The sequence below is a fragment of the Kurthia gibsonii genome (assembly GCF_006539985.1).
GTDB lineage: Bacteria > Bacillota > Bacilli > Bacillales_A > Planococcaceae > Kurthia > Kurthia gibsonii.
The window spans coordinates 19,941-44,052 of record NZ_BJOB01000020.1 but is presented as its reverse complement, the minus strand read 5'-3'; the positions used below and the strand labels follow the sequence as shown (position 1 = coordinate 44,052).

16 protein-coding genes and 1 pseudogene are annotated in these 24,112 nt (G+C 37.5%); 16 read left to right on the top strand and 1 reads right to left on the bottom strand.

Annotation, left to right across the window (positions count from 1 at the left end):
- Window positions 1-42: 42 nt before the first annotated feature.
- The 3 genes from hpf to prfB all read left to right on the top strand — a co-directional run bounded on the left by hpf (window position 43) and on the right by prfB (window position 4,572).
- Window positions 43-603 (top strand): ribosome hibernation-promoting factor, HPF/YfiA family, encoded by a 561-nt coding sequence (gene hpf / locus KGI01_RS07935; protein WP_141274246.1) that lies wholly within the window; start codon window positions 43-45, stop codon window positions 601-603.
- A 273-nt stretch (window positions 604-876) separates the two neighbouring features.
- Window positions 877-3,390: a preprotein translocase subunit SecA gene (gene secA, locus KGI01_RS07930; protein WP_141274245.1), complete on the top strand. Its 2,514-nt coding sequence runs from the start codon at window positions 877-879 to the stop codon at window positions 3,388-3,390.
- 83 nt (window positions 3,391-3,473) lie between these two features.
- Window positions 3,474-4,572, top strand: a protein-coding gene (prfB, locus tag KGI01_RS07925) for a peptide chain release factor 2 (RefSeq protein WP_141274250.1) whose coding sequence is annotated in 2 segments (ribosomal slippage) — window positions 3,474-3,536 and window positions 3,538-4,572 — 1,098 coding nt in all. Because the reading frame shifts where the segments join, the coding sequence is not laid out codon by codon here.
- Window positions 4,573-4,620: 48 nt separating this feature from the next.
- Here prfB and KGI01_RS07920 read toward each other — a convergent pair.
- Window positions 4,621-5,190 carry a competence protein ComK gene (locus KGI01_RS07920; protein ID WP_068455523.1) on the bottom strand — a complete coding sequence of 190 codons (570 nt, stop codon included), beginning with the start codon at window positions 5,188-5,190 and terminating at the stop codon, window positions 4,621-4,623.
- Between the two features lie 229 nt (window positions 5,191-5,419).
- Between KGI01_RS07920 and KGI01_RS07915 the strand changes: the two genes are divergently transcribed.
- From KGI01_RS07915 to KGI01_RS07855, 13 genes and pseudogenes are all read left to right on the top strand, one after another.
- Window positions 5,420-5,668 (top strand): IDEAL domain-containing protein, encoded by a 249-nt coding sequence (locus KGI01_RS07915; protein WP_068455520.1) that lies wholly within the window; start codon window positions 5,420-5,422, stop codon window positions 5,666-5,668.
- A 132-nt stretch (window positions 5,669-5,800) separates the two neighbouring features.
- Complete coding sequence (gene uvrB / locus KGI01_RS07910) at window positions 5,801-7,783, top strand: excinuclease ABC subunit UvrB (RefSeq protein WP_141274244.1); 1,983 nt, start codon at window positions 5,801-5,803, stop codon at window positions 7,781-7,783.
- Window positions 7,784-7,790: 7 nt separating this feature from the next.
- The gene (gene uvrA / locus KGI01_RS07905) at window positions 7,791-10,658 is read left to right on the top strand and encodes an excinuclease ABC subunit UvrA (protein ID WP_141274243.1); all 2,868 of its coding nucleotides are present in this window, start codon (window positions 7,791-7,793) and stop codon (window positions 10,656-10,658) included.
- Window positions 10,659-10,716: 58 nt separating this feature from the next.
- Complete coding sequence (locus KGI01_RS07900) at window positions 10,717-11,880, top strand: DUF4097 family beta strand repeat-containing protein (RefSeq protein ID WP_068455512.1); 1,164 nt, start codon at window positions 10,717-10,719, stop codon at window positions 11,878-11,880.
- A 512-nt stretch (window positions 11,881-12,392) separates the two neighbouring features.
- Complete coding sequence (ftsE, locus tag KGI01_RS07895) at window positions 12,393-13,079, top strand: cell division ATP-binding protein FtsE (protein ID WP_068455508.1); 687 nt, start codon at window positions 12,393-12,395, stop codon at window positions 13,077-13,079.
- Entirely contained in the window at window positions 13,069-13,953 is an 885-nt protein-coding gene (gene ftsX, locus KGI01_RS07890) for a permease-like cell division protein FtsX (RefSeq protein ID WP_141274242.1), read from the top strand. Before ftsE ends, ftsX begins: the two co-directional genes overlap by 11 nt.
- A 12-nt stretch (window positions 13,954-13,965) precedes the next feature.
- Window positions 13,966-15,279 (top strand): murein hydrolase activator EnvC family protein, encoded by a 1,314-nt coding sequence (locus tag KGI01_RS07885; protein WP_141274241.1) that lies wholly within the window; start codon window positions 13,966-13,968, stop codon window positions 15,277-15,279.
- A 127-nt stretch (window positions 15,280-15,406) separates the two neighbouring features.
- Window positions 15,407-16,036, top strand: coding sequence for a hypothetical protein (locus KGI01_RS07880; RefSeq protein ID WP_141274240.1), 630 nt, complete (start codon window positions 15,407-15,409; stop codon window positions 16,034-16,036).
- Window positions 16,033-16,602: a peroxiredoxin family protein gene (locus KGI01_RS07875; protein ID WP_141274239.1), complete on the top strand. Its 570-nt coding sequence runs from the start codon at window positions 16,033-16,035 to the stop codon at window positions 16,600-16,602. The genes KGI01_RS07880 and KGI01_RS07875 overlap by 4 nt, the downstream gene beginning before the upstream one ends.
- 207 nt (window positions 16,603-16,809) lie before the next feature.
- Window positions 16,810-17,979, top strand: coding sequence for a PDZ domain-containing protein (locus KGI01_RS07870; protein WP_255314762.1), 1,170 nt, complete (start codon window positions 16,810-16,812; stop codon window positions 17,977-17,979).
- Window positions 17,980-18,107: 128 nt separating this feature from the next.
- Window positions 18,108-18,734: a TVP38/TMEM64 family protein gene (locus KGI01_RS07865; RefSeq protein ID WP_068455492.1), complete on the top strand. Its 627-nt coding sequence runs from the start codon at window positions 18,108-18,110 to the stop codon at window positions 18,732-18,734.
- 123 nt (window positions 18,735-18,857) lie between these two features.
- On the top strand, window positions 18,858-22,373 hold the full coding sequence (gene addB, locus KGI01_RS07860; RefSeq protein WP_141274238.1) for a helicase-exonuclease AddAB subunit AddB: 3,516 nt from the start codon (window positions 18,858-18,860) through the stop codon (window positions 22,371-22,373).
- A pseudogene (locus KGI01_RS07855) lies at window positions 22,360-23,691 on the top strand (UvrD-helicase domain-containing protein); the annotation flags it as partial. The gene addB and the pseudogene KGI01_RS07855, both read left to right, overlap by 14 nt.
- Between the last annotated feature and the right edge of the window lie 421 nt (window positions 23,692-24,112).

Genomic DNA, 24,112 nt, shown 5'->3' with positions numbered 1-24,112 from the left:
AGTAGAATATAGTAGATATAGGTTCATGAAGGAGGAGTTAATATGCTAACATTTAACATTCGTGGTGAAAACATTGAAGTTACTCCAGCAATTCGAGAGTATGCTGAAAATAAGGTCCGAAAACTTGAAAAATACTTCAATGAGGAAATTGATGCTACAGCTCACATCAACCTAAAAGTTTATCAAGATCGTAGCTCTAAAGTGGAAGTTACAATTCCAATGAAGAAATTAATGCTTCGTGCTGAAGATCGAAATGATGATATGTATGTAGCGATTGACCAAGTAGTTGCAAAACTAGAGCGTCAAATTCGTAAGCATAAAACAAAAGTGAATCGTAAATTCCGTGAGCGTGAAGGCGTAGGCACTTATTTTGCACAAATTCAGCTTGAGCCAGAGAGAGTAGCGGATGATGCAGAAGAAAGTTTAGAAATCGTACGTACAAAACAATTCGATTTAAAACCAATGGATCATGAAGAAGCCATTCTTCAAATGAACTTGTTAGGTCATGACTTCTATATCTTCACAGATGCAGAAACAAACGAAACAAACATTGTTTATAAACGTAAAGACGGCAAGTACGGTTTAATTGAAACAAACCAATAATTTATTTTAGAATAGAAGGAGAACTAGTTCAGCTAGTTCTCCTTTTTGGTGTAAAAAATGTGAAGAATGCTATCATATCGCACCTTTTTAATGATATAATCAAAAAGTCGTGTGAAAGTAAAAATTTAGGCTATTTCTAAGTCGAATGAAATAATTGACTCAAAAAAATAAACCAAGTAACTCGTACGAGAGAAATAAATATATCGTTCGTTTGCACTAAGAACTTTAAAAATGATAAAATGAAATATAAGACTATATAGGATGTGAAATGAAATGCTTGGCATATTTAATAAAGTTTTTGATCCGAATAAACGTGAACTGAAAAAAATCGAGAAGATTGCAGACGCGGTTGATTCGTATTCAAAAGAGATGGAAGCATTAACGGATGAACAATTACAACAAAAGACAACGGAATTTCGTGAGCGCTTAAATAATGGTGAAACACTTGATCAAATTCAACCAGAAGCTTTTGCGGTTGTACGTGAAGCTGCGAAGCGTGTACTTGGAATGTTCCCTTACCGCGTACAGGTAATGGGTGGTGCTGCATTACATGGTGGTAACATTGCGGAAATGAAAACAGGTGAAGGTAAAACTTTAACAGGTACATTACCTGTTTATTTGAATGCCCTAACTGGTAAAGGTGTACACGTCGTAACAGTCAACGAATATTTATCAAGTCGTGACGCTGAGATTAACCGTCCTCTTTATGAATTTTTAGGTTTAACGGTAGGTTTAAACTTAAACAGTTTATCAAAAGAAGAAAAACGTGCTGCTTATGCATGTGACATCACATATAGTACAAATAACGAACTTGGATTTGACTACTTACGTGATAATATGGTGCTTTATAAAGAAGAACGCGTACAACGTCCATTACACTTTGCTGTAATTGATGAGGTCGATTCCATCTTAATTGATGAAGCGAGAACACCGTTAATTATCTCAGGTCAAGCAAACCAATCAGCTGCACTATACAAACAATCAAATGCGTTTGTACGTATGCTGAAAAAAGATGAAGATTATAACTATGATATTGAATCAAAAGGTGTAACGCTAACAGAACAAGGGATTGAAAAAGCTGAGCGTGCTTTCAATATTGAGAACCTATTTGATTTAACACATGTTGGTTTAAACCATGCGATTAACCAATCGTTACGTGCACATGTTGCGATGCACTTAGATGTTGACTATGTAGTACAAGACGGCGAAGTGATGATTGTTGATAGCTTTACAGGTCGTATTATGAATGGTCGTCGTTATTCAGAAGGGCTTCACCAAGCAATTGAAGCAAAAGAGGGCGTTGAGATTCAAAATGAATCGATGACGATGGCGACAATTACATTCCAAAACTACTTCCGTATGTATCAAAAGTTATCAGGTATGACAGGTACAGCGAAAACAGAGGAAGAGGAATTCCGTAACATTTATAATATGGATGTAATCGTGATTCCAACGAACCGTCCAATCGCACGTGAAGACCATCCTGATTTAATCTATGCAACAATGCAAGGGAAGTTTAATGCAGTTGCACAAGATATCGCAGAACGTCATAAAAAAGGTCAACCTGTATTGATTGGTACAGTAGCGATCGAAACATCTGAATTATTATCACAACTTTTAACAAAATTAAAAATCCCACATAAGATTTTAAATGCGAAAAACCATGAATTTGAAGCAGAGATTATTGCAGAAGCAGGTCATAAAGGTTCTGTAACAATCGCGACAAACATGGCTGGTCGTGGTACAGATATTAAATTAGGTGAGGGCGTTCTTGAATTAGGCGGTCTTGCTGTAATCGGTACAGAACGTCATGAATCACGTCGTATTGATAACCAGTTACGTGGTCGTGCTGGTCGTCAAGGTGACCCGGGTGTGACACAATTCTATCTATCATTAGAAGATGAATTGATGAAGCGTTTTGGTTCAGACAGTATGAAAGCGATGATGACACGTTTAGGTATGGATGATACGCAACCAATCCAATCGAAAATGGTATCGAGAGCTGTAGAATCAGCGCAAAAACGTGTAGAAGGTAATAACTTTGATGCACGTAAACGTCTTCTACAATATGATGATGTATTACGTAAACAACGTGAAATCATCTACAAAGAGCGTTATGAAGTGTTAGAAACAGATAATATGCGTGAATTAGTTGAATCAATGATTGATGAAGAACTAACAACTGCTGTAGCAACATATACACAAGGTGATACACCTTCTGAATGGAATTTACAAGGTTTAGAAGCGTATGTTGGTAGCACACTATTACCAGAAGGTGAAGTGCGTGTTGCAGACTTTGAGCATAAAGAGCCTGAAGCAATCATTGAGATGCTACGCGAAAAAATTAAAGCTGCATACGATGAAAAAGAGGCTGAGTTATCTGAAGAACGTATGCGTGAGTTCGAAAAAGTTATCTTACTTCGTGCAATCGATTCAAAATGGATTGACCATATTGATGCAATGGATCAATTACGTCAAGGTATTCATTTACGTGCCTATGCACAAATCGATCCATTACGTGAGTACGAGCAAGAAGGTTTCCGTATGTTTGAAGAAATGGTTGCAGCAATTCGTTCTGAAGTTGCCCGTTTTGCAATGAAAGCGGAAATTCGTTCGAACTTAGAACGTGAAGAAGTAGCAAAAGGACAAGCTGTGAACCCGAAAGAAGAAGGTTCAAAACCGAAGAAAAAACGTCCAATCCGTAAAGAAAAAGAAATCGGTCGTAATGACTTATGTCCTTGCGGCAGCGGTAAAAAATATAAAAACTGCCACGGTGCGACTGAATAAATCAGAAAAAGAGGGGTTGGCCTATTCTGTGGCTAACCTCTTTTCTGTTATAAATATCAAAATTATTTGGAGGAATATGTATGATTGAATTATCAGAAGTACGAAATGCATTAGATGACACAGCGAAGAAAATAAATGATTTTAGGGGGTCTCTTTGACTTAGAGAACAAAGAGGCACGTATTCAAGAGACAGATGAAATGATGCTTGACCCGAATTTTTGGAATGACCAAAATGCAGCGCAAGAAATTATTGCGGAATCAAAGGGTTTAAAAGAAATCGTCAATGAATTTCATCGTCTTGTAGAGGAACAAGAAAATCTTGAAATGACGTTAGAGCTTTTAAAAGAAGAGCCAGACGATGATTTGCATGAAGGTTTGGAAGAAGAACTCGCAACATTTAAAAAGAGCGTAGCCGATTATGAACTGCAATTATTATTAAGTGGTCCATATGATGCGAATAATGCCATTTTAGAATTACATCCAGGTGCTGGCGGTACGGAATCACAAGATTGGGGCGAAATGCTGCTACGTATGTATACACGTTGGGCAGAAAAACATGGCTTCAAAGTGAAAACACTTGATTATCTACCGGGCGATGAAGCAGGGATTAAATCCGTTACATTATCAATCCAAGGACATAATGCATATGGTTATTTAAAAGCCGAAAAAGGTGTGCATCGTTTAGTGCGAATCTCACCATTCGACTCAGCTGGTCGTCGTCATACTTCTTTCGTATCATGTGACGTGATTCCAGAATTCAATAATGAAATTGCGGTTGAAGTACGTCAAGAAGACTTAAAAGTAGACACATACCGCGCAACAGGTGCTGGTGGTCAGCATATTAACACGACAGACTCAGCAATTCGTATTACGCATTTACCAACGGGAATTGTCGTAACATGTCAGGCTGAACGTTCACAGATTAAAAACCGTGAAAAAGCGATGAATATGCTTCAAGCAAAATTGTATCAATTAAAAGTTGAAGAACAACAGGCAGAAGTAGATGAAATTCGTGGTGAGCAAAAGGAAATTGGTTGGAGTAGCCAAATTCGTTCATATGTATTCCACCCGTATTCAATGGTAAAAGATCACCGTACAAATGCTGAGACAGGCAATGTACAAGCAGTAATGGACGGCGATTTAGATTTATTCATCAATGCATATTTACGTTCGTTAATTTAATAAATGAGAGATAAAGAATCCTGATGTCTATCGGCGATTCTTTATTTTTTAGTCTAATCGTTTTAAGTTATTGGAATCGATGAATACCACATGATTTTCAGAAATCGGTTCAGGCATTAAATCTTTTAATAAACGATAATTTCTTTTTAAAAACATCGCACGTGTAAGTTGTGTTTGTAATGTAGCGGTTGAGACATTTGTTTTAAAGAATGGACGGATTTGATTATCTAAATGAACAACGCAGTCCACTTTAGAATTTACATCGCAATTTAAAATAGCATGATGTGCGAGCCACATGGTGTAGGGACGATCAGGAGAAAGGGTAGGAATTAAAATATAAGGTTGTTCAGTTGTTCCAAGTACGATAGGAAGTTTATTTGTAGCTTTAGTAATCGTACGTGAAAAACGCAATGCTTCATCTAATGATGTCCCAAAAAGAAAGCAACATTTTCGAATGACGCGTTTAATAGAAGATTGAATGAGATATTCACGTTGTTTTTCAAGTACATATGTAAATCGTTGTTGATTGTTTTTAGAAATGACTGGTTCAAGAACTTGGATTGCATCATTAAATCGAAAATCTTCTAAAAGAATAACAGGTAGACGATCTTTTATCATATTTGACACTCCTTTTTCTTTTGTTTAACAAAAACCAATTAATGGAATTTATTAAAATGATTATATGTGATTTTGTAGCCATAAGCAATGGTATTTAGACAAAAGTGGCGTTTTTAGAAAACGGGCTATTTCTATAAAGTCAGATAATTTTGAAATAAATAGTTTCTTTTAGTTGCTTTCTTGAATCTTTTTCGCATATAATAGCAAAAAGGTATTCGAGGTGATGAAGATGGAATATCGTTACTCACAGCAGAACTCTCCAAACAATGAACAGCCACTTAGTCAAGGGTTACAAGGTCAAGACTTATTGAACGATTTGTACATGGATATGTTTTTACAACATCTTTTAGCAGACCAACAAATTCGCTTACTTCGTGAAGCAATTGATGTCGCGTTAGACGAAAGAGATAAAGAAGCCTTTAAACGATTTACAAAAGAATTAATTCAATTACAAGACACTTTGATTGATGAAGAATAAATGATGACATAGGATTTCTATTAGGGGTAACTTAATAGAAATCTTATTTTTGTTCCAATTAAGAAACGTATGTTCGTAAAAGGGTTTGAGATATGTTAAAATAGAAGAATGAGAAAATGAGGAGGCAGCCGCATGTCACATGATTTTGATTTACAAGCGCCCTATCAACCAGGTGGTGACCAACCACAGGCGATTGCAGAATTAGTAGAGGGTGTTAAAGCAGGAAAAAAACATCAAACATTACTTGGTGCAACAGGTACAGGTAAGACATTTACGATTTCAAATGTGATTCAAGAAGTAAAGAAGCCAACACTTGTTATTGCACATAATAAAACATTAGCAGGACAGTTATATAGTGAATTTAAAGAGTTCTTCCCGAATAATGCGGTTGAATATTTCGTTAGTTATTATGACTATTATCAACCAGAAGCCTATGTACCACAGACGGATACATTCATTGAAAAAGATGCGAGTATTAATGATGAAATTGATAAATTACGTCACTCTGCTACGTCAGCTCTTTTTGAAAGACAAGATGTAATTATCATCGCTTCTGTATCATGTATTTATGGTTTAGGTAATCCGGAAGAATATAAAGAGATGGTCGTATCACTTCGTACAGGCATGGAGATTGAGCGCAATCAATTACTGCGTAAATTAGTAGATATTCAATATGATCGCAATGATTTAAACTTCATTCGCGGTACTTTTCGTGTGCGCGGCGATGTAGTCGAAATTTTCCCAGCTTCGCGTGATGAGCATTGTCTTCGTGTTGAATTTTTCGGTGACGAAATTGACCGTATTCGAGAAGTGGATGCATTAACAGGTGAAGTATTAGGTGATCGTGAACATGTTGCGATCTTCCCAGCATCCCACTTCGTTACACGAGAAGAAAAAATGAAAGTAGCGATTGAAAATATCGAAGCAGAATTAAAAGAACGCTTAGAAGTGCTTCGTGAAGAAGGAAAGTTACTTGAAGCGCAGCGCTTAGAACAGCGTACAAATTATGATTTAGAAATGATGCGTGAGATGGGCTTTACATCAGGAATCGAAAACTATTCACGCCATTTAACGCTTCGTGAAGCAGGTGCAACACCTTATACGCTACTCGACTATTTACCAGAAGATTTCTTACTTGTAGTAGATGAAAGTCACGTAACATTGCCGCAAATTCGCGGAATGTACAATGGTGACCAAGCACGTAAAGGTGTATTAGTAGACCATGGTTTCCGTTTACCCTCAGCACTTGATAACCGTCCACTAACATTTGAGGAGTTTGAAAAACATATTCATAATGCAATTTTCGTTTCAGCAACACCAGGACCATATGAATTAGAACATACACCTGAAATGGTAGAACAAATTATTCGTCCAACAGGATTGGTTGACCCAATCATTGAAGTGCGTCCAATTGAAGGGCAAATTGACGATTTAATTGATGAGATTCAAGCGCGGATTGCGAAAAATGAGCGTGTATTAATTACGACACTTACGAAGAAAATGTCCGAAGATTTAACAGATTATTTAAAAGAGATGGGCATTAAAGTAAACTATCTACACTCTGAAATTAAGACGTTGGAGCGAATCGAGATTATTCGTGAATTGCGTATGGGCGTATTTGATGTTCTTGTCGGAATTAACTTATTACGAGAAGGTTTGGATATCCCAGAAGTCTCGCTTGTTGCAATTTTAGATGCCGATAAAGAAGGATTCTTACGTTCAGAACGTTCACTTGTTCAAACAATTGGACGTGCGGCACGTAATGCGAACGGGCATGTCATTATGTACGCAGACCGTATGACCGATTCGATGCAAAAAGCCATCGATGAAACGGAACGTCGTCGTACCATTCAGCTTGCCTATAACGAAAAACATGGCATTATACCACAAACGATTCGTAAAGAAATTCGCGATGTGATTCGTGCAACAACAGCGGCGGAAGAGCCAGAAGCGTATATTTCAAAGGTGACAGAAGGTAAGAAATTAACGAAGAACGAACGTATATCACTTATTGAATTACTAGAAGTCGAAATGAAAGAAGCGGCGAAAGCACTCGACTTTGAACGTGCAGCAGAACTACGTGATACGATTTTAGAACTGAAAGCAGAAGGGTGAGACCATTTTGAAGAATACTGAAATTATTGTACAGGGCGCACGCGCAAATAATTTAAAAAATATCGATGTGGCAATTCCGCGCGACCAACTCGTTGTCATGACAGGGTTATCGGGTTCAGGTAAATCTTCACTCGCATTCGATACAATCTATGCAGAAGGACAGCGACGTTATGTCGAGTCTCTTTCTGCTTATGCACGTCAGTTTTTAGGACAAATGGATAAACCTGATGTGGATTTAATTGAAGGTTTATCACCAGCCATCTCTATCGACCAAAAAACAACAAGTAAAAACCCACGTTCCACTGTCGCGACTGTGACAGAGATTTACGACTACATGCGTCTTTTATACGCACGCGTGGGTAAGCCAATCTGTCCAAATCATGGCATTGAGATTGCATCACAAACCATTGAGCAAATGGTCGATCGTTTAAAGCAATATCCTGAACGTACAAAGATGCAAATTCTATCTCCAATCGTTTCTGGACGAAAAGGTACACATGTCAAATTACTAGAAGACTTGAAAAAACAAGGTTATGTACGTGTACGTATTGACGGTGAAATTCGTGATTTAGATGATGATTTAACATTAGAAAAGAATAAAAAGCATTCAATCGAGGCAGTGATTGATCGCGTCGTATTAAAAGAAGGCGTGGAAGCACGTCTAAGTGATTCTCTCGAAACAGCATTACGCCTTGCTGAAGGTCGTGCAATGGTCGACGTAATGGAATATGAAGAGCTTTTATTCAGTGAACATTTCGCATGTCCAATCTGTGGCTTCTCAGTTGACGAATTAGAACCACGTATGTTCTCATTTAACAACCCGTTTGGTGCTTGTCCAACATGTGATGGTCTAGGAACAAAGTTAGAAGTCGATGTAGAGGCAGTTATTCCAAATTGTGATTTAACATTGAATGAAGGCGCAATTGAGCCGTGGATTCCAACAAGTTCACAGTATTATCCAACACTATTAAAAACAGTTTGTGATCATTTCAATATTGATATGGATACACCAATGAAAGACTTACCAAAAGAGCAATTAGATATTATTTTAAAAGGTTCAGGGGACGAAAAAATCTTCTTTAGTTATACAAATGAATTTGGAAAAACACGTGAGCAGGAGATTGAATTTGAAGGTGTATTACGCAATGTAGAACGCCGTTTTAAAGATACTTCGTCAGACTATGTACGCGATCAAATGGAAAAATACATGGCACAGTCGAACTGTCCATCATGTAAAGGCTATCGTTTAAAACCCGAATCACTTGCAGTAAAAGTCGATCATAAACATATTGGTGAGATTACGACATTTTCAATAAAAGAAGCACTTGCCTTCTTTCAAGAAATACAATTGAGTGAAAAAGATATGAAAATTGCGAAGCTCGTTCTTCGAGAAATTTCAGAACGTCTCTCTTTCTTAGATAATGTAGGGTTGGATTACTTAACGCTAAATCGTGCTTCTGGTTCACTTTCAGGCGGTGAAGCACAGCGAATTCGTCTAGCAACGCAAATTGGTTCGCGATTAACAGGGGTTCTTTACATTTTAGATGAGCCATCTATTGGCTTACACCAGCGTGACAATGACCGTTTAATTGAAACATTGCAAAGCATGCGTGATTTAGGAAATACATTAATCGTTGTAGAGCATGATGAAGATACAATGCTTGCGGCAGATTATTTAATTGATGTTGGTCCGGGAGCAGGTGTTCATGGTGGCGAAATTATCGCTGCTGGTACGCCAAAAGAAGTCATGGCAAATGAACAATCATTAACGGGTCAATATTTAAGCGGCAAAAAATATATCCCTGTACCTGTAGAACGTCGTCAAAACGATGGACGCATGATTACGATTCAAAAAGCTTCGGAAAATAATTTAAAAAATGTTTCAGTTGATATTCCACTTGGCGTCTTCACAGCGGTTACAGGCGTATCGGGTTCGGGTAAAAGTACATTGATTAATGAAATTTTGTATAAAGCATTAGCGCAAAAAATTAATCGAGCAAAAGCAAAACCAGGTGCTGTGAAAGCAGTCGAAGGAATGGAACAAATCGAGAAAATTATCGACATCGACCAATCACCAATTGGACGAACACCTCGTTCAAACCCAGCAACGTATACGGGCGTATTTGATGATATTCGTGATGTTTATGCAGCGACGAATGAAGCGAAAGTACGCGGATATAAAAAAGGGCGCTTCAGTTTTAACGTAAAAGGCGGACGCTGTGAAGCTTGTCGTGGTGATGGGATTATTAAAATCGAGATGCACTTCTTACCAGACGTATATGTACCATGCGAAGTATGTCATGGTAAACGTTATAACCGTGAAACGTTAGAAGTGAAGTATAAAGACCGCTCGATTTCAGACGTGTTGGAGATGACGGTTGAAGATGGTCTGGAATTCTTCCAAAACATTCCGAAAATCGCGCGTAAACTTCAAACACTTGTCGATGTAGGTCTAGGCTATGTGAAGATGGGGCAACCTGCAACAACTCTTTCTGGCGGTGAAGCGCAGCGTGTGAAGTTGGCTTCAGAGCTACACAAGCGCTCAACAGGTAAATCAATTTATATTTTAGATGAACCAACAACTGGACTGCATGTCGATGATATCGCACGCCTTTTAAAAGTTTTACAGCGTTTAGTAGACGGTGGTAATACAGTACTCGTTATTGAACATAATTTAGATGTTATCAAGACGGTGGATCATATTATTGATTTAGGTCCAGAAGGTGGCGACCGAGGTGGTCAAATTATTGCGACAGGTACACCGGAAGAAGTAGCGAGGGTGAAGGGTTCCTATACAGGGAAGTACCTACTGCCTATCTTAGAGCGTGACCGTAAACGCTTGGAAAAAGATTTACAAGAAGCAACCGGAAAATGAAACCTTCTGTCTGGTTCAAACGTATTAGTAAGTATTAAAGCACAAGGAGGCCACAACAATGCAAGATGAACGTAAGCGAATTTTACAGTTAGTTGAAAACGGCACCATTAGCGCACAAGAGGCAATTACATTACTAGAGAAGTTGGATCAAAAAGGTGTAAAGTCAGAAGACGCACCAAAAAAAGAAGAAGTTAAACAATCAACACATCAACAAGAGCAACTAAAAGAAGAACAAACCTATAAACATACACAGGAAGATGAAAAATCGAAAAAAGAAGATGAGTTTATTAATGATATAAAGCGTGATTTTAATGAATTCGGTACAAAATTCATGGACTTTATTGGTGCAGCAGTCAATAAAGTACGCGATATTGACTTCTCTTCGATGACATCAGGAAACAACAAATTTAGTTGGATTGAACCGATTGAAAATACATTGTTTGATAATATTAGCGTAGATATGCCAAACGGGCAGTTAACTATTCGTGACTCTGTAGATGGTTCGGCTTATTTAGAAGTATCGGCTACACCGTTATTCCGAGTGGGTGCTCAAAAAGATTTATCAAATGAAGAAATTAAAAAGCAGTTTAACTGTGGAAACGATGCAGGAACATTACGCATTCATAACACAGCGAAAATGTTGAAAACAGATGTCATCATGTATGTACCAAAAGGCGATTATCGTCGTATTCGTGCCAACCTATTCAACGGTGGCTTTACATTACACAGCATTAATGCGGATCAAGTCAATGTAGAAACGAAAAATGGTTCGATTCATATTTCGGATGTCACATTCGATTCAGTAGATGTTGAATCAGCGAATGGAAGCATTGATATTCGCGATGTTGCAGGACGTGAAGTTGAAGCAGAGACGATGAATGGACGTGTATATATTGACGGTTCATTACGTTCGATTGAAGCGAAATCACTAAACGGACACGTTGTGGTTACATCGAAATCACAACAAACAGAACGCATTAAAGCCAATACAGCAGCAGGGACAATCGAGCTATATGTTCCTGAAAGCGTATCTTTAATCGGTGAATTATCTTCTACATTTGGTAAGATGGATGTTGTTTTGGGAGATGTTGAATTCTTACGTGAAGATAATCAAATGTTCAATAAGTCTGTTCGTTTCCGTAAAGTTGTACCTGACGCACATCAATTAACAATTGATGGCGAAACACAAACAGGCTCTGTCATTGTTCGTTATACTGTATAAATAGATGATGCTGAAACAAAGTGTTGTTTCGGATATACGAAAAAGCTAGGACATAACTGTAAAACATTTTCTCATATGAGCATAAAAACTGGAATCGCGCTGTGGTGCGGTTCCAGTTTTTCATTGTGAACGCTAAAAAATAGAAGAGAAGTGTTTTGTGGTAACTTATTATATATTGAATCGATTTGTGATAAAAAAACAAAAAATGTCTGTTCTTTGAAAAAAAGAATGCAAAAAACGTATAAAATCTATTTTTTTGTAACTTATTCCCTGTTATTTTAGTAAAATAGATACTATTAGTTATGTGAAAAAAAGCCTGTTTTTCTGTAGAATGGATGAAATTCGACGAAGTGTTACAAGCGAGGAGCAAATTGAAATGGAACTGTAATGGAGAAATGATTTTTAGATGATATACTATTGAAGTGCAGTTGAGTTCTTAGATACCTATGTGCTCAAATTCAGTAGTCACAAAGAGAAACGAACTACAATTTATAATAATAGGTGGTACGAACATGATCGAAATGAAAAATGTTGTAAAGAAGTACCCGAATAGTGTAGTAGCTGTTAAGGGACTGAACATACAAATTAAGCAAGGTGAGTTTGTTTATATTGTTGGACCGAGTGGTGCTGGTAAGTCGACATTCATCAAAATGATGTATCGAGAAGAAAAAGCAACTTCAGGTGAAATCAAAGTAAACGGAACAGACCTTACAACTTTAAAAGATAGAGAAATTCCGTTTTTGCGTCGTAATATGGGTGTTGTTTTCCAAGATTTTAAATTATTACCTCGTAAAAATGTATATGAAAATATTGCATTTGCTTTAGAAGTAATTGAAAAAGATCCAGAAGAAATAAAAAAACGTGTAATGGATGTTTTAAAATTAGTTGGTTTAACGAAAAAAGTAAAAATGTTCCCGGATGAATTATCAGGTGGTGAACAACAACGTGTGGCAATAGCACGTTCTATCGTTAATTCACCTAAAGTCGTGATTGCAGATGAGCCGACAGGTAACTTAGATCCTGAAACATCATGGGAAATTATGCGTTTATTTGATGAGATTAATGCTAGAGGAACAACGATTATTATGGCTACACATAACAAAGATATTGTAAATACAATGCGTAAACGAGTAATCGCCATTGAAAACGGACAAATTGTTCGAGATGAACGTGGGGGTGACTACGGTTATGAATTTTAATACAATGAAGCGTCATTTTAAAGAGAGTTTCATCTCGATGGCACGAAATCGTTGGATGAGTTTTGCATCGATTAGTGCTGTAACAGTAACACTACTATTAGTTGGTGTATTTTTAACAATCATGATGAACTTGAATAAGATGTCTACAGATATTAAGAATGATGTTGAAATTAAAGTATTAATTGATTTAAGTGCAAACGAAACATCAGAAGCAGAATTACAGCAACAGGTAGAAAAAATGCCAGGTGTAGAATCTGTAAAGTATTCGTCGAAGAAACAAGAGCTTGATAAATTAGTCAAAGATTTTGGTAATGATGTTTCACTATTTAAACAAGAAAATCCACTTCATAATGTACTGTATGTGAAGGCAGATGATCCTGAACAAACAGAAAAAGTCGCAAAAGAGATTGAGAAAAATCCAGCTGTCGACACAGTGAAGTATGGTAAAGATAAAATTGAAAAATTATTTAATGTATTAAATATTAGTCAAAAAGTAGGCATTGTATTAATTATTGCGTTGTTATTAACAGCGACATTCTTAATTTCTAATACAATTAAAATTACGATTACAGCACGTCGTCGCGAAATCGAAATTATGAAATTGGTTGGAGCAACGAATTCATTTGTTCGTGTGCCATTTATTTTAGAAGGTATGTGGTTAGGAGCAATCGGTTCAATTCTGCCAATTATCGGTGTCACAACGCTTTATAGCATTGTGCATAGTTCGCTTGCGCCAAAACTTGAAAGCAGTGTTGTTCAAATTTTAGATGTCATGCCGTTCATTTTGGAAGTTGATATCATTCTACTTGTCATGGGTGTATTAATCGGTGTAGTCGGCAGTTTTATGTCTGTTCGAAAGTTTTTAAAAGTATAGGAGGATTTTGTTGTGTTACAAAAAAATAAAGTAATCGCAGCAGCACTTGCAACGACGCTCTTAGTACCTACTATGAGCGCGAGTGCTGAATCTGTTAGTGATTTGAAAAAAGAGAAAAATGCGTTGGATCAAAAGAAAAGTAAAATCAGCAAAGAACTTCAAGCTAAAAAAGAAAAAATTGCAAAAGCCCAAGCTGAAATTGAGAAGTCTGCAAAAGAAGTTTCGAAAATCACAGTGAAAATTCAAGAGACAGATAACAAAATCGAAGGTGTAGAGCAAAAGATTGCACAGACAAAGTACGAGATTGAAAAATTACAAAAATCAATTGAAGCACTTCAAAAGAAAATTGATGAGCGTAATGAAATCTTAAAAGAACGTGCACGCGCAATGCAAGAAACAGGTGGACAAGTTGGCTATATCGATGTTCTTTTAGGTTCTAATAGCTTTTCTGATTTTATCGACCGTGTCTCAGCAGTAAATGAAATTGTCAATGCGGATGAACGTATTGTAGAAGAACAAAAAGCTGACCAGGCAAAAGTAGAAGAACAACAAAATCAAGTAAAAGAAAAACTTGCTGAACAAGAAGATCGTAAAAAAGAGTTAGAAGAATTAAAAGCAAACTTGAAAAAACAACAAGATAAGAAAAAATCAGCTTTAGCACAGATGGAACGTAAACAAGCAAAACTGAATAAAGAGCGTAAAGGATTAGAAAATCATTATTCAGAAGTTGCAAGTGTCAGCTCGAAAGTACAAAAGAAAATCGAAGCAGAGCAGCGTAAAGCAGCTGAAAAAGCACGTAAAATGGCTGAGGCAGCAGCAGCGAAAAAAGCTAGTGCAGCGATTTCAACAACATCCAATTCAAGTTCAAGTAACTCTTCATCAAGTGCAAGCGTAGGATCTGTACCAACAGCTTCATCGGGTACTTGGATGAAACCAGCGCAAGGTCGATTCACTTCAGGTTTTGCAGGACGTGACATTGGTGCAGGAGCAGAATATCACTATGGTATTGATATTGCGAATAGTGAAGGGACACCAATTGTAGCAGCAGCAGACGGTGTTGTATTCCGAGCAAGTCCACTATCTACATATGGTAATGTCGTGATGATTACACATAATATTAATGGTCAAACATACACATCACTTTATGCACATATGAGTCGTTTTAGTACATCAGTTGGTAAAACAGTTAAAAAAGGTGAAGTCATTGGTTACATTGGTTCAACAGGACGTTCAACAGGACCTCATGTTCACTTTGAAATTCATATTGGTTCTTGGGTGAATCAAGCAACGGGTGCTGTAAACCCACTGCAATATATTTCACTATAATTCAATTCAAGAGGAGAGAATTGAATTGAAGCCGAGTTTGAAGAGAGAGAAAATCACTTCAGACTCGGCTTTTTTAGTTGTATTTCATATAAGAATATTATACCGTAATGGGTATAGGAGGATGTCCATGCAAAATAATATGTGGTACACCATATTCAATCTATCATTACCTGCAACATCGCTCGCCGTTTTAGGCGCAATGAGTATAACGATTCTTTTTCTCTTTATTTTAAAACGTAGAAAATGGATTGATTCATTTTTAAATTATTTCGTTCTCTTTATATTAGTTTGGAAATTTAGTTATGTTTTAACGAATTGGCAAGAAGTTATGAATTACCCACTTTCGATTATTTATTTTGATGGTGGAACATTTGGTATTGCGTTGGCAGCGATCATTTTGTTCATCTATAGTGTCTTACGGGTGAAAAGCGAAAAAGATACGATTCAACAACAGAGTTTCTATTGGCTTAGTATGTATAGTAACTCGCAGTTTTTATACGCACTTTTAAATGATGGTGTGTTGTGGTTAACAATTTTAATGATTGTTTTTAATTTAGCTATTTTTATTTTAATATTATGGGGGCATACATTCGAATACATAGATCGTTTTGCGTTACGTATGACACTTATTTATTTATTGTTTACACTATTAGTTGAACCACTCGGTTTTCAACAACCTAAACTATGGATGATCCTAACATTTATTGTCTATACAGTATGGTATCAGTTTAAAATGAAAAGGAGCGAACTTTCGTGAAGTGGCAAAGAATTGCTAGTTTTGTTTTAGTAATTGCGCTAATTGGCATTGCGGTTACAACAATTATTCAAAAAAATACAGAACCAAAAGAACAAAAAACAACAGTCGTTGACGGGAAAAAACCAGAAGATATTCCTGGTATTGCAATCGGGCAAAAAGCACCTGATTTTACGCTTCGAACATTAGAAGGTGAAGAAGTTTCGTTATCGGATTTTAAAGGGAAGAAAGTTATGATTAATTTCTGGGCGACATGGTGTCCACCTTGTAAAGCTGAAACGCCGCACATGGTTACATACTATAATGAACATGCGAAAGATGAGAATTTTGTCATTTTATCTGTCAATGCGATGAGTACTGAACGTAAGAGTACAGATGTCGAGAAGTTTATTGACAAATATAATATGACGTATCCTGTTGTGATTGACCCACGTGGTGAAATTATTAAAAAATACGATGTGCTAAACTTCCCTACATCATTCTTTGTGAATACAAAGGGAGTTATTCAACAAAAATTAAATTTAGTGAATGAACAGCAGCTTGCTGATGTTGTAAAGTCATTAGATTAATTCAATACCTTTTAAGACTTTAGCAAACGCTTGCTGAAGTCTTATTTTATGTTAGCTCTTGTTTTTACTTTGTATGAAAAGGGTAAAAATAGTCGATATGTAATAGAATATGCTACTCATTAAAACAGCCTTTTGGTACAATTATGATAAGCTACCATTTCTTAATATAATGGGGTATAAATAAATCTTTTAGAGGTGGGAACAACTGTGTTTTGGGACATTATTGTCGAATTATTAAAAGGCGTTTTACGTCTATTTATGAACCCCTTACTTTATATAACAATTATCTTCACTGTTTTATTAGGTTATCGTCGTGTCATTCGTGAACGTCAATCTTTTAAAATTAGAATTCATTGGGGACTATCTGAAACGATTCGTTTATTACGTGAAGGCTGGCTTGCGGCTTTCTGTGTATCCCTACTTAGTTTACTAATTGGGATTGTCTTACCGATGGAATATATCATGCTAGTAACCGTGTTATCGATTCTTTTCGTCGTGAGCTTTTATTATCAACTAGCATCTGTCGTATATCCATTCGGAATGGCATTCTTAGTTCTATGGGTAACATTTACACAAAACTGGGGCTTCACATTATTTGGTTTTACAATCAATGCAAGTGATTTAAAGTTAAGTATGCTCTCAAGTATCCCTTTATTAATAGGGATTCTACTAATTGCTGAAGGTATGCTTGTGCAAAAGTACGGGGCAGACTTGGCTTCACCACGATTACAACGAACTGCTCGCGGCTTAAAGGCCGTTACATTCCTTTCAAAAAGATTGTGGATTCTTCCAGTTTTCCTTGTCATTCCAGGAGATACAATCACAAGCTTTGTGTCCTACTGGCCTGTCTTTTCATTAGGCGGTGAAACATATGGGTTTATTCTATTTCCCATCGTCATCGGTTTTCAACAGCGTGCACGTAAGATGTTACCGATGTACTTCTATCCACAAATGGGGCGTACAATCGTTTTACTAGGAGCTTTAGTGTTCGTTGAAGGGGTTATCTCCTATTTCTATCCAATTTTAGGATTAGCAAGTGTTCTTGTAGCAATCATTGGGCGTATCCTCATTTCAGTTATTTACGGGTTAAGTGAACGAAAAGGTAAGTTTGCAGTGACACCACAAAATGAAGGAGTTGTCATTGCTGCTATTTTACCGAATTCACCTGCTGAGGCGATGGGGTTACAAATTGGCGAAACGATTCGTAAAGTGAACGGGGAGTCTGTGCATTCAGAAGAAGAGTTATATCGTGCACTTCAACAAAATGCAGCGCAATGTAAAATTGAAGTATTAGATACAGACGGAGAAGTTCGACTACGTCAACATATCGTGTTCCATCACGATCATTTCCGTATTGGTTTACTACTCGTACAGTAAACGTATGAGGTGAAGCGCTAATTTATGCGTTTCACCTTATTTTATTAACAATAACTTGTCAGAAACTTTCTACTTAGTTACATCGTATACTAAGTAATGAGTTGTATGTTTTAGAGGGGGTAACAACTGTGCCAGATTGGTTGAGCATTGATCAATTTCAGCAATTAGCTGAACAACATCGCGTTATTGGAACATTCGGTGCAATTTTATTACCATTTATAGAAGCATTTTTACCATTCTTGCCATTAGCTGCATTCGTTGTTGCAAATGCTACTGCTTATGGTTTGTGGTTAGGGTTTTTATTTTCATGGGGAGGAGCCGTACTGGGCTCTTACTGCGTCTTTTTATTAATTCGTAAATTTGGTCACAGTCAATATTTTCGTTTTGTTACGGACCGAACAGGTGTGAAAAAATTAATTCAGTGGGTAGAAATTCAAGGGTTCATGCCACTATTCATTTTACTTTGTTTTCCATTTACACCTTCTGCCATCGTCAATGTGGTAGCAGGACTTTCAAATTTAAAGAAAAAAAGTTATCTTATTACGATTATGTGTGCAAAATTCATTATGATTTTAGTTATTAGTTGGATTGGAGCTGACTTACAATCCCTAATTACAAAACCTTGGAAATCAGTCGTCGTTGTTCTCATCATTGTCCTAATGTGGGTTGGTGGAAAGTATGTAGAGAAACGAAATAATCGTAAAATGGAAGAGCATTTACGTTCACTTCAAAAAGATGATCATGAAAAATTATAAATGTTATGAGGGCGGAGCGATAAAGTTCGTCCTCATTTTTTATTTCAAAATAAAAAGGCGAATCTATGTTTTCATTGTTGATTTTTTGTACAATAAAGGAAGAAGAAAAAAGGAGGGGACGAAATGGCTTTAACAATTGTACATGGTCGTACAGGAAGTGGTAAAACAACGTATCTTCAACAAGAGATTATTCGACAGTTGAAAGAAAATCCGACAGGTAATCCACTCTTTTTACTTGTACCTGACCAAATGTCTTTCTCATCTGAGCATCAATTGACAACAGCAGATGGAATCAAAGGAATGATTCGTGCGCAAGCCACAACCTTTAAACGACTCGCATGGCGTGTACTATCAGAAGTTGGTGGAATTAGCCGCCAAGAAGTGAATGGCTTCGGTTATCGTATGTTGGTGCGAAACGTATTGCAATCACTGCAACCAGACTTAAAACTATTTAAAAAATCTGCGAGTAAACGAGGATTCACTGAAGAAATTGAAGCAGTTTTAAAAGAATTTAGTCATTATCATATAGATCATGCGACTTTACTAGGATTGCAGCAGCAACTAGCTAACCAAGTAAATGCGCCTGTAAGCTTACAAGATAAAATGCATGATTTACAACTTATTATGCAGGCAATTGATGAGCAATTAGGTGAGGCGTATATTGATTCAGAAGGTTATGTTCCACTATTAATTGAAGCGGTCGATCAAAGTCAGCTCATTCAGCAATCGCATATTTATATTGATGGTTTTGAAACATTTACAAAGAGTGAATATGAACTTGTATTAAAGTTAATAGTTCATGCTAAAGATGTAACGATTGCCTTACCTTATGACTCAGAGTGGGATGCACAAGATCCTCAAGCTTTATTTCACCGCCCAGCGTTGCTCGCTCAAAAAATACGTGATGATGCATCTTCATTAGGTGTCGTCATAAATCCAGCCATCTATTTACAAGAAGCGAAACGATTCCGATCGAATGTGCTTCGTTATATTGAGAAAAATCTACATCACTATCCATTAGAACAGATGACTGAACAGGCAGATCGTGGACTTGAATTATATGCGGCGACGACTAGAAAAGCTGAAATTCATGCTGTGGCACGTCATATTCGTGATTTTATTCAACAAGATGAAACACATCGTTATCGTGATGTAGCCATCTTATATCGACAAGCAGATGTATATGATCCGTTAATCGAAACAATTTTTAAAGAGTATGATTTACCGGTATTCCTCAGCCAAAAGAAACCGATGCTTCATCATCCATTAATCGAGTTAAGTCGCTCTGTTTTAGAAGTAATTGAAAAAGGGTGGATGTATGAACCTGTCTTTCGTGCAGTGAAAACCGATTTATTCTTCCCAGTTGGTGCAAATAAATCAATTTGGCGCGAGCGCGCAGATCGTATGGAGAACTATGTCATCGCAAATGGAATCTACCGTGAACGTTGGTTTGACGATGCACGTTGGATTTATAAAAAATATCGCGGCCTTGAATTTTATCAAAAAACACAAACAGATGAAGAACGAGCGATGCAAGCGGAAATTGAAGCGGTACGTCAATTGTTGTTGCAACCAATCAAGCAGTTAAGTGATGCACTTACAAAAGCAAAAGTAGGACAAGATTATGCAGCAGCATTATTCAATTTCATGGAAGAGTTGCATGTATATACGAAGTTACAGACGCTTCAAACAGATGAACTAGAACATGGTAAATTATTTGAAGCAGCTGAGCATGAACAAGCTTGGAATGGCTTCATTCAATTACTCGATCAGTTTGTGACGATGTTTGGAGATCAAGAGATGACACTTGAAGAAGTCATTCCTTTATTAGATGAAGGCTTTGATACGTTAGAGTTTGCGCGTATTCCGCCTTCTGTTGATCAAGTAACCGTTGTAAATGCAGATTTAGCACGTCTTTCGAATATTAAAGTAGCCTATGTTGTTGGTATGAATGACGGTGTCTATCCAACACGTATTGATTTCGAAGGAATGATTGCAGATTCTGAGCGTGAATGGTTTACAAGACTGGGCGCTGAGATTGCACCTACTTCTAAAGAGCGTTTATTAGAAGAAGATTTAATCATTTATCGTACACTAACTGCTGCTTCTGAAAAGCTTGTTGTGAGTTATGCAATGAGTGATGAAGAAGGAAAATCATTACTTCCTTCTTTATATATAAAACGTCTACAAGATTTAACAGGCATCTCAGAAGAAATCATCTTTATGACACCAGATGAAGCACTGACATCTGAAGATGACTGGGCATATATTTCGCATCCAAGAACTGCACTTGCCTATTTAATGGCGCAGATCCGTCGAAGTGAGTATGATGGTGTTCCGTTATCGCCTGAATGGCAAGCACTGCAAAGCTATTATGAACAAGATCCAACATGGCAGACGATTTATGAACGTCTTATGTATGCGACACATACACATAATAAAACGGAACCATTGGAACAGCAGATTACAGAGGAGCTATATGGTCGTACGATTACATCCAGTGTATCGCGCGTTGAAAAATATTTTAAATGTCCTTTCTCTCATTTCGCCACATACGGTCTCCGTTTAGAAGAACGTGCTGAATATCGTTTAGAACCACCAACAATCGGTGATTTATTCCACGCGGCGCTCAAATGGATTTCAGATGAAACAGCGAAAGAACATATTCAATGGCGTGAACTCTCCATCGAGCAGTGTAAACAACTCGCACGTGACGCGGTTCAAGTCGTCGTGCCACTACTCTACCATCAAATTTTACTAAGTACAGCACGTTATCAATACATCTTACGTAAACTCACAATGATTGTAGAACGCACGATGATTTCGATGCGTCACCATGCAAAAAATGCAGGGTTCCAACCAATCGCTGTAGAAGCTGCTTTCGGACCGGGTGAAGCGATTCCCCCAATGGTCATCGAATTAACAAATCAGCATGAAATGAAGCTACGTGGACGAATCGACCGCATTGACGCCACAAAAGTAGGAGACGAATCTTACCTACGTATTATTGATTATAAGTCTTCATCTCAGCGTCTCGACTTGAATGATGTCTATCATGGTTTATCGCTTCAAATGTTGACGTATTTAGATGTTGCAGTCGAAAATTCTACGCATTGGTTAGATGAAAAAGCAGAGCCAGGTGGCGTATTATACGTGCATATGCACAATCCGATGCTCAAGCAAGAGGCAGTACTGAATGAAGTTGAAACTGAGGCTGAAATGCTGAAAAAATTCAAAATGAGTGGATTACTACTGGAATCAGAAGATGTCATTTTAGAAATGGATGAAACATTAGAAGATGTCGGTGGACGTTCACAAATCGTTCCTGTCTATTTGAAAAAAGATGGTTCTATTTCAAGAGGAATGTCTTCTGTTATTCAACGTGAAGAATTAGAGGATTTACGCACATTCGTCCGTAAGAAGCACCAAGAAGCAGGCGAAGGAATTTTAGCAGGCGACACAAAAATTAGCCCTTACCGTCTAAAACAAAAAACAGCGTGTGACTACTGCCCGCAAAAAGCAGTTTGTCAGTTTGATACAACAGATACACAACAACAATATCGTACATTACGCGCTGAATCAGACGATACCGTTATTGAAAAAATTCGAAAGGAGTCGACAACTTATGATTCCAACTAAACCAGAGAGTGTTACGTGGACAGATGCTCAGTGGAAAGCCATTTGGGCAAAGGGTCAAGATACGCTCGTATCTGCAGCAGCAGGTTCAGGAAAAACAGCTGTCTTAATTAATCGCATGATTGAAAAAGTATTAGACACGACGAACCCAATCGACGTCGATCAATTACTCGTTGTAACCTTTACGAATGCATCTGCCGCTGAAATGCGACAGCGTATGTCGAAAGCTTTGGAAGAGGCGATTGATGAAGACCCATCATCTCAACATTTACGCCGCCAACTTTCTTTAATGAATAAGGCACAAATTTCGACACTTCATTCGTTCTGTTTAAATATTATTCGTCAATATAACTATCTACTCGATATCGATCCAGGTTTCCGTATTGCGAATGATACAGAAGCTGCTTTATTACGAGATGATACCATGGCAGAAGTATTAGAAGAAGCCTATGCAAAAGAAGATAAGCAAGAGGTATATCGTCTCGTCGATGCTTTTACATCTGACCGCGATGATCAGGCGATGGAATTATTAATTGCGCAGTTATACGAGATGTCTCGCGTTAATCCGCAACCATTTAACTGGCTTGACCGTTTACCAGAACAATATGATGTGGCAGGAATTCAACACATTGATGACTTGCCGATTGCCGCAATTATTAAGCAATCACTGTTATTACAAGTGGAAGCGGCGATTCAATTAGTGCAAGAAGTACGTCAATTAGCGATTCAGCCGAATGGTCCAGATGCTTTTGGTGGAACAGCTGAAAAAGATTTAGAACAATTAATGGTAGCACGCGCGCTTGTAACAGAAGGTACATGGTCAGAGATGCAAGCTTACTTCTCGCAGTTCAAGTGGGGACGACTTGCTTCACAAAAGAAAGATACATGCGATGAAGGTATGAAAGAGCGTGCAAAAGCGAAACGTGAACAAGCTAAAAAAATCATTAATGATTCTGTAATGGTTTACTTCACACGCCCACCTGAAAAGCTACTCGAAGAAATGAGTGCGATGAAGCCACTCATTGAGACATTAGTTGATTTAACGAAGCAATTTAGTACGCGCTATGCGGCTGTTAAAGCAGATAAGGGTTTGATTGACTTCTCGGATTTAGAGCATTTTGCTTTAGCAATTTTAACAGATGATGATTTACAACCTTCTGAAGTTGCGTTAGATTATCGTGCTCGTTTTGAAGAAGTCTTAGTCGATGAATATCAAGATACGAATCGACTGCAAGAGACCATCTTACAATTAGTTAAACGTGGCGAAGCAGCAGACGGCAATCTGTTCATGGTTGGGGACGTAAAACAGTCAATTGTGCGCCCATAAGGGTATTGTATATTTCACCATTTGGCGGTGAATAAACTACAGAAACGGTTTATATATCAGCCGACTTATCTTGGCGGGAAACCAAAAAGGGAGTGTAGCATGTCGGTACAAGTCATAAGTTAGCCTAAACGGAAAGGCTACGACTGAATGGCGAGATATAAAAGATTCATATAAGGAAGAAGGCTAAACTGCTTGAAGAATAGTCCGAGTGGGGTCATGTCTAACCGTCTAGGAAACCGTTTGAAACCTAGAATCTATTCTGTTCAGTGTACTAAATGGATGCAACTGAACATGGACGAACGCTATAAATTGAGGCTGAAATCTAGTTTCTGATTGATGAAAGAATAGACACACTTCAAGATTGAAGAAAAGGATGAACGTTCCTTCCGACAATGAATCGAGCCTGTATACAATA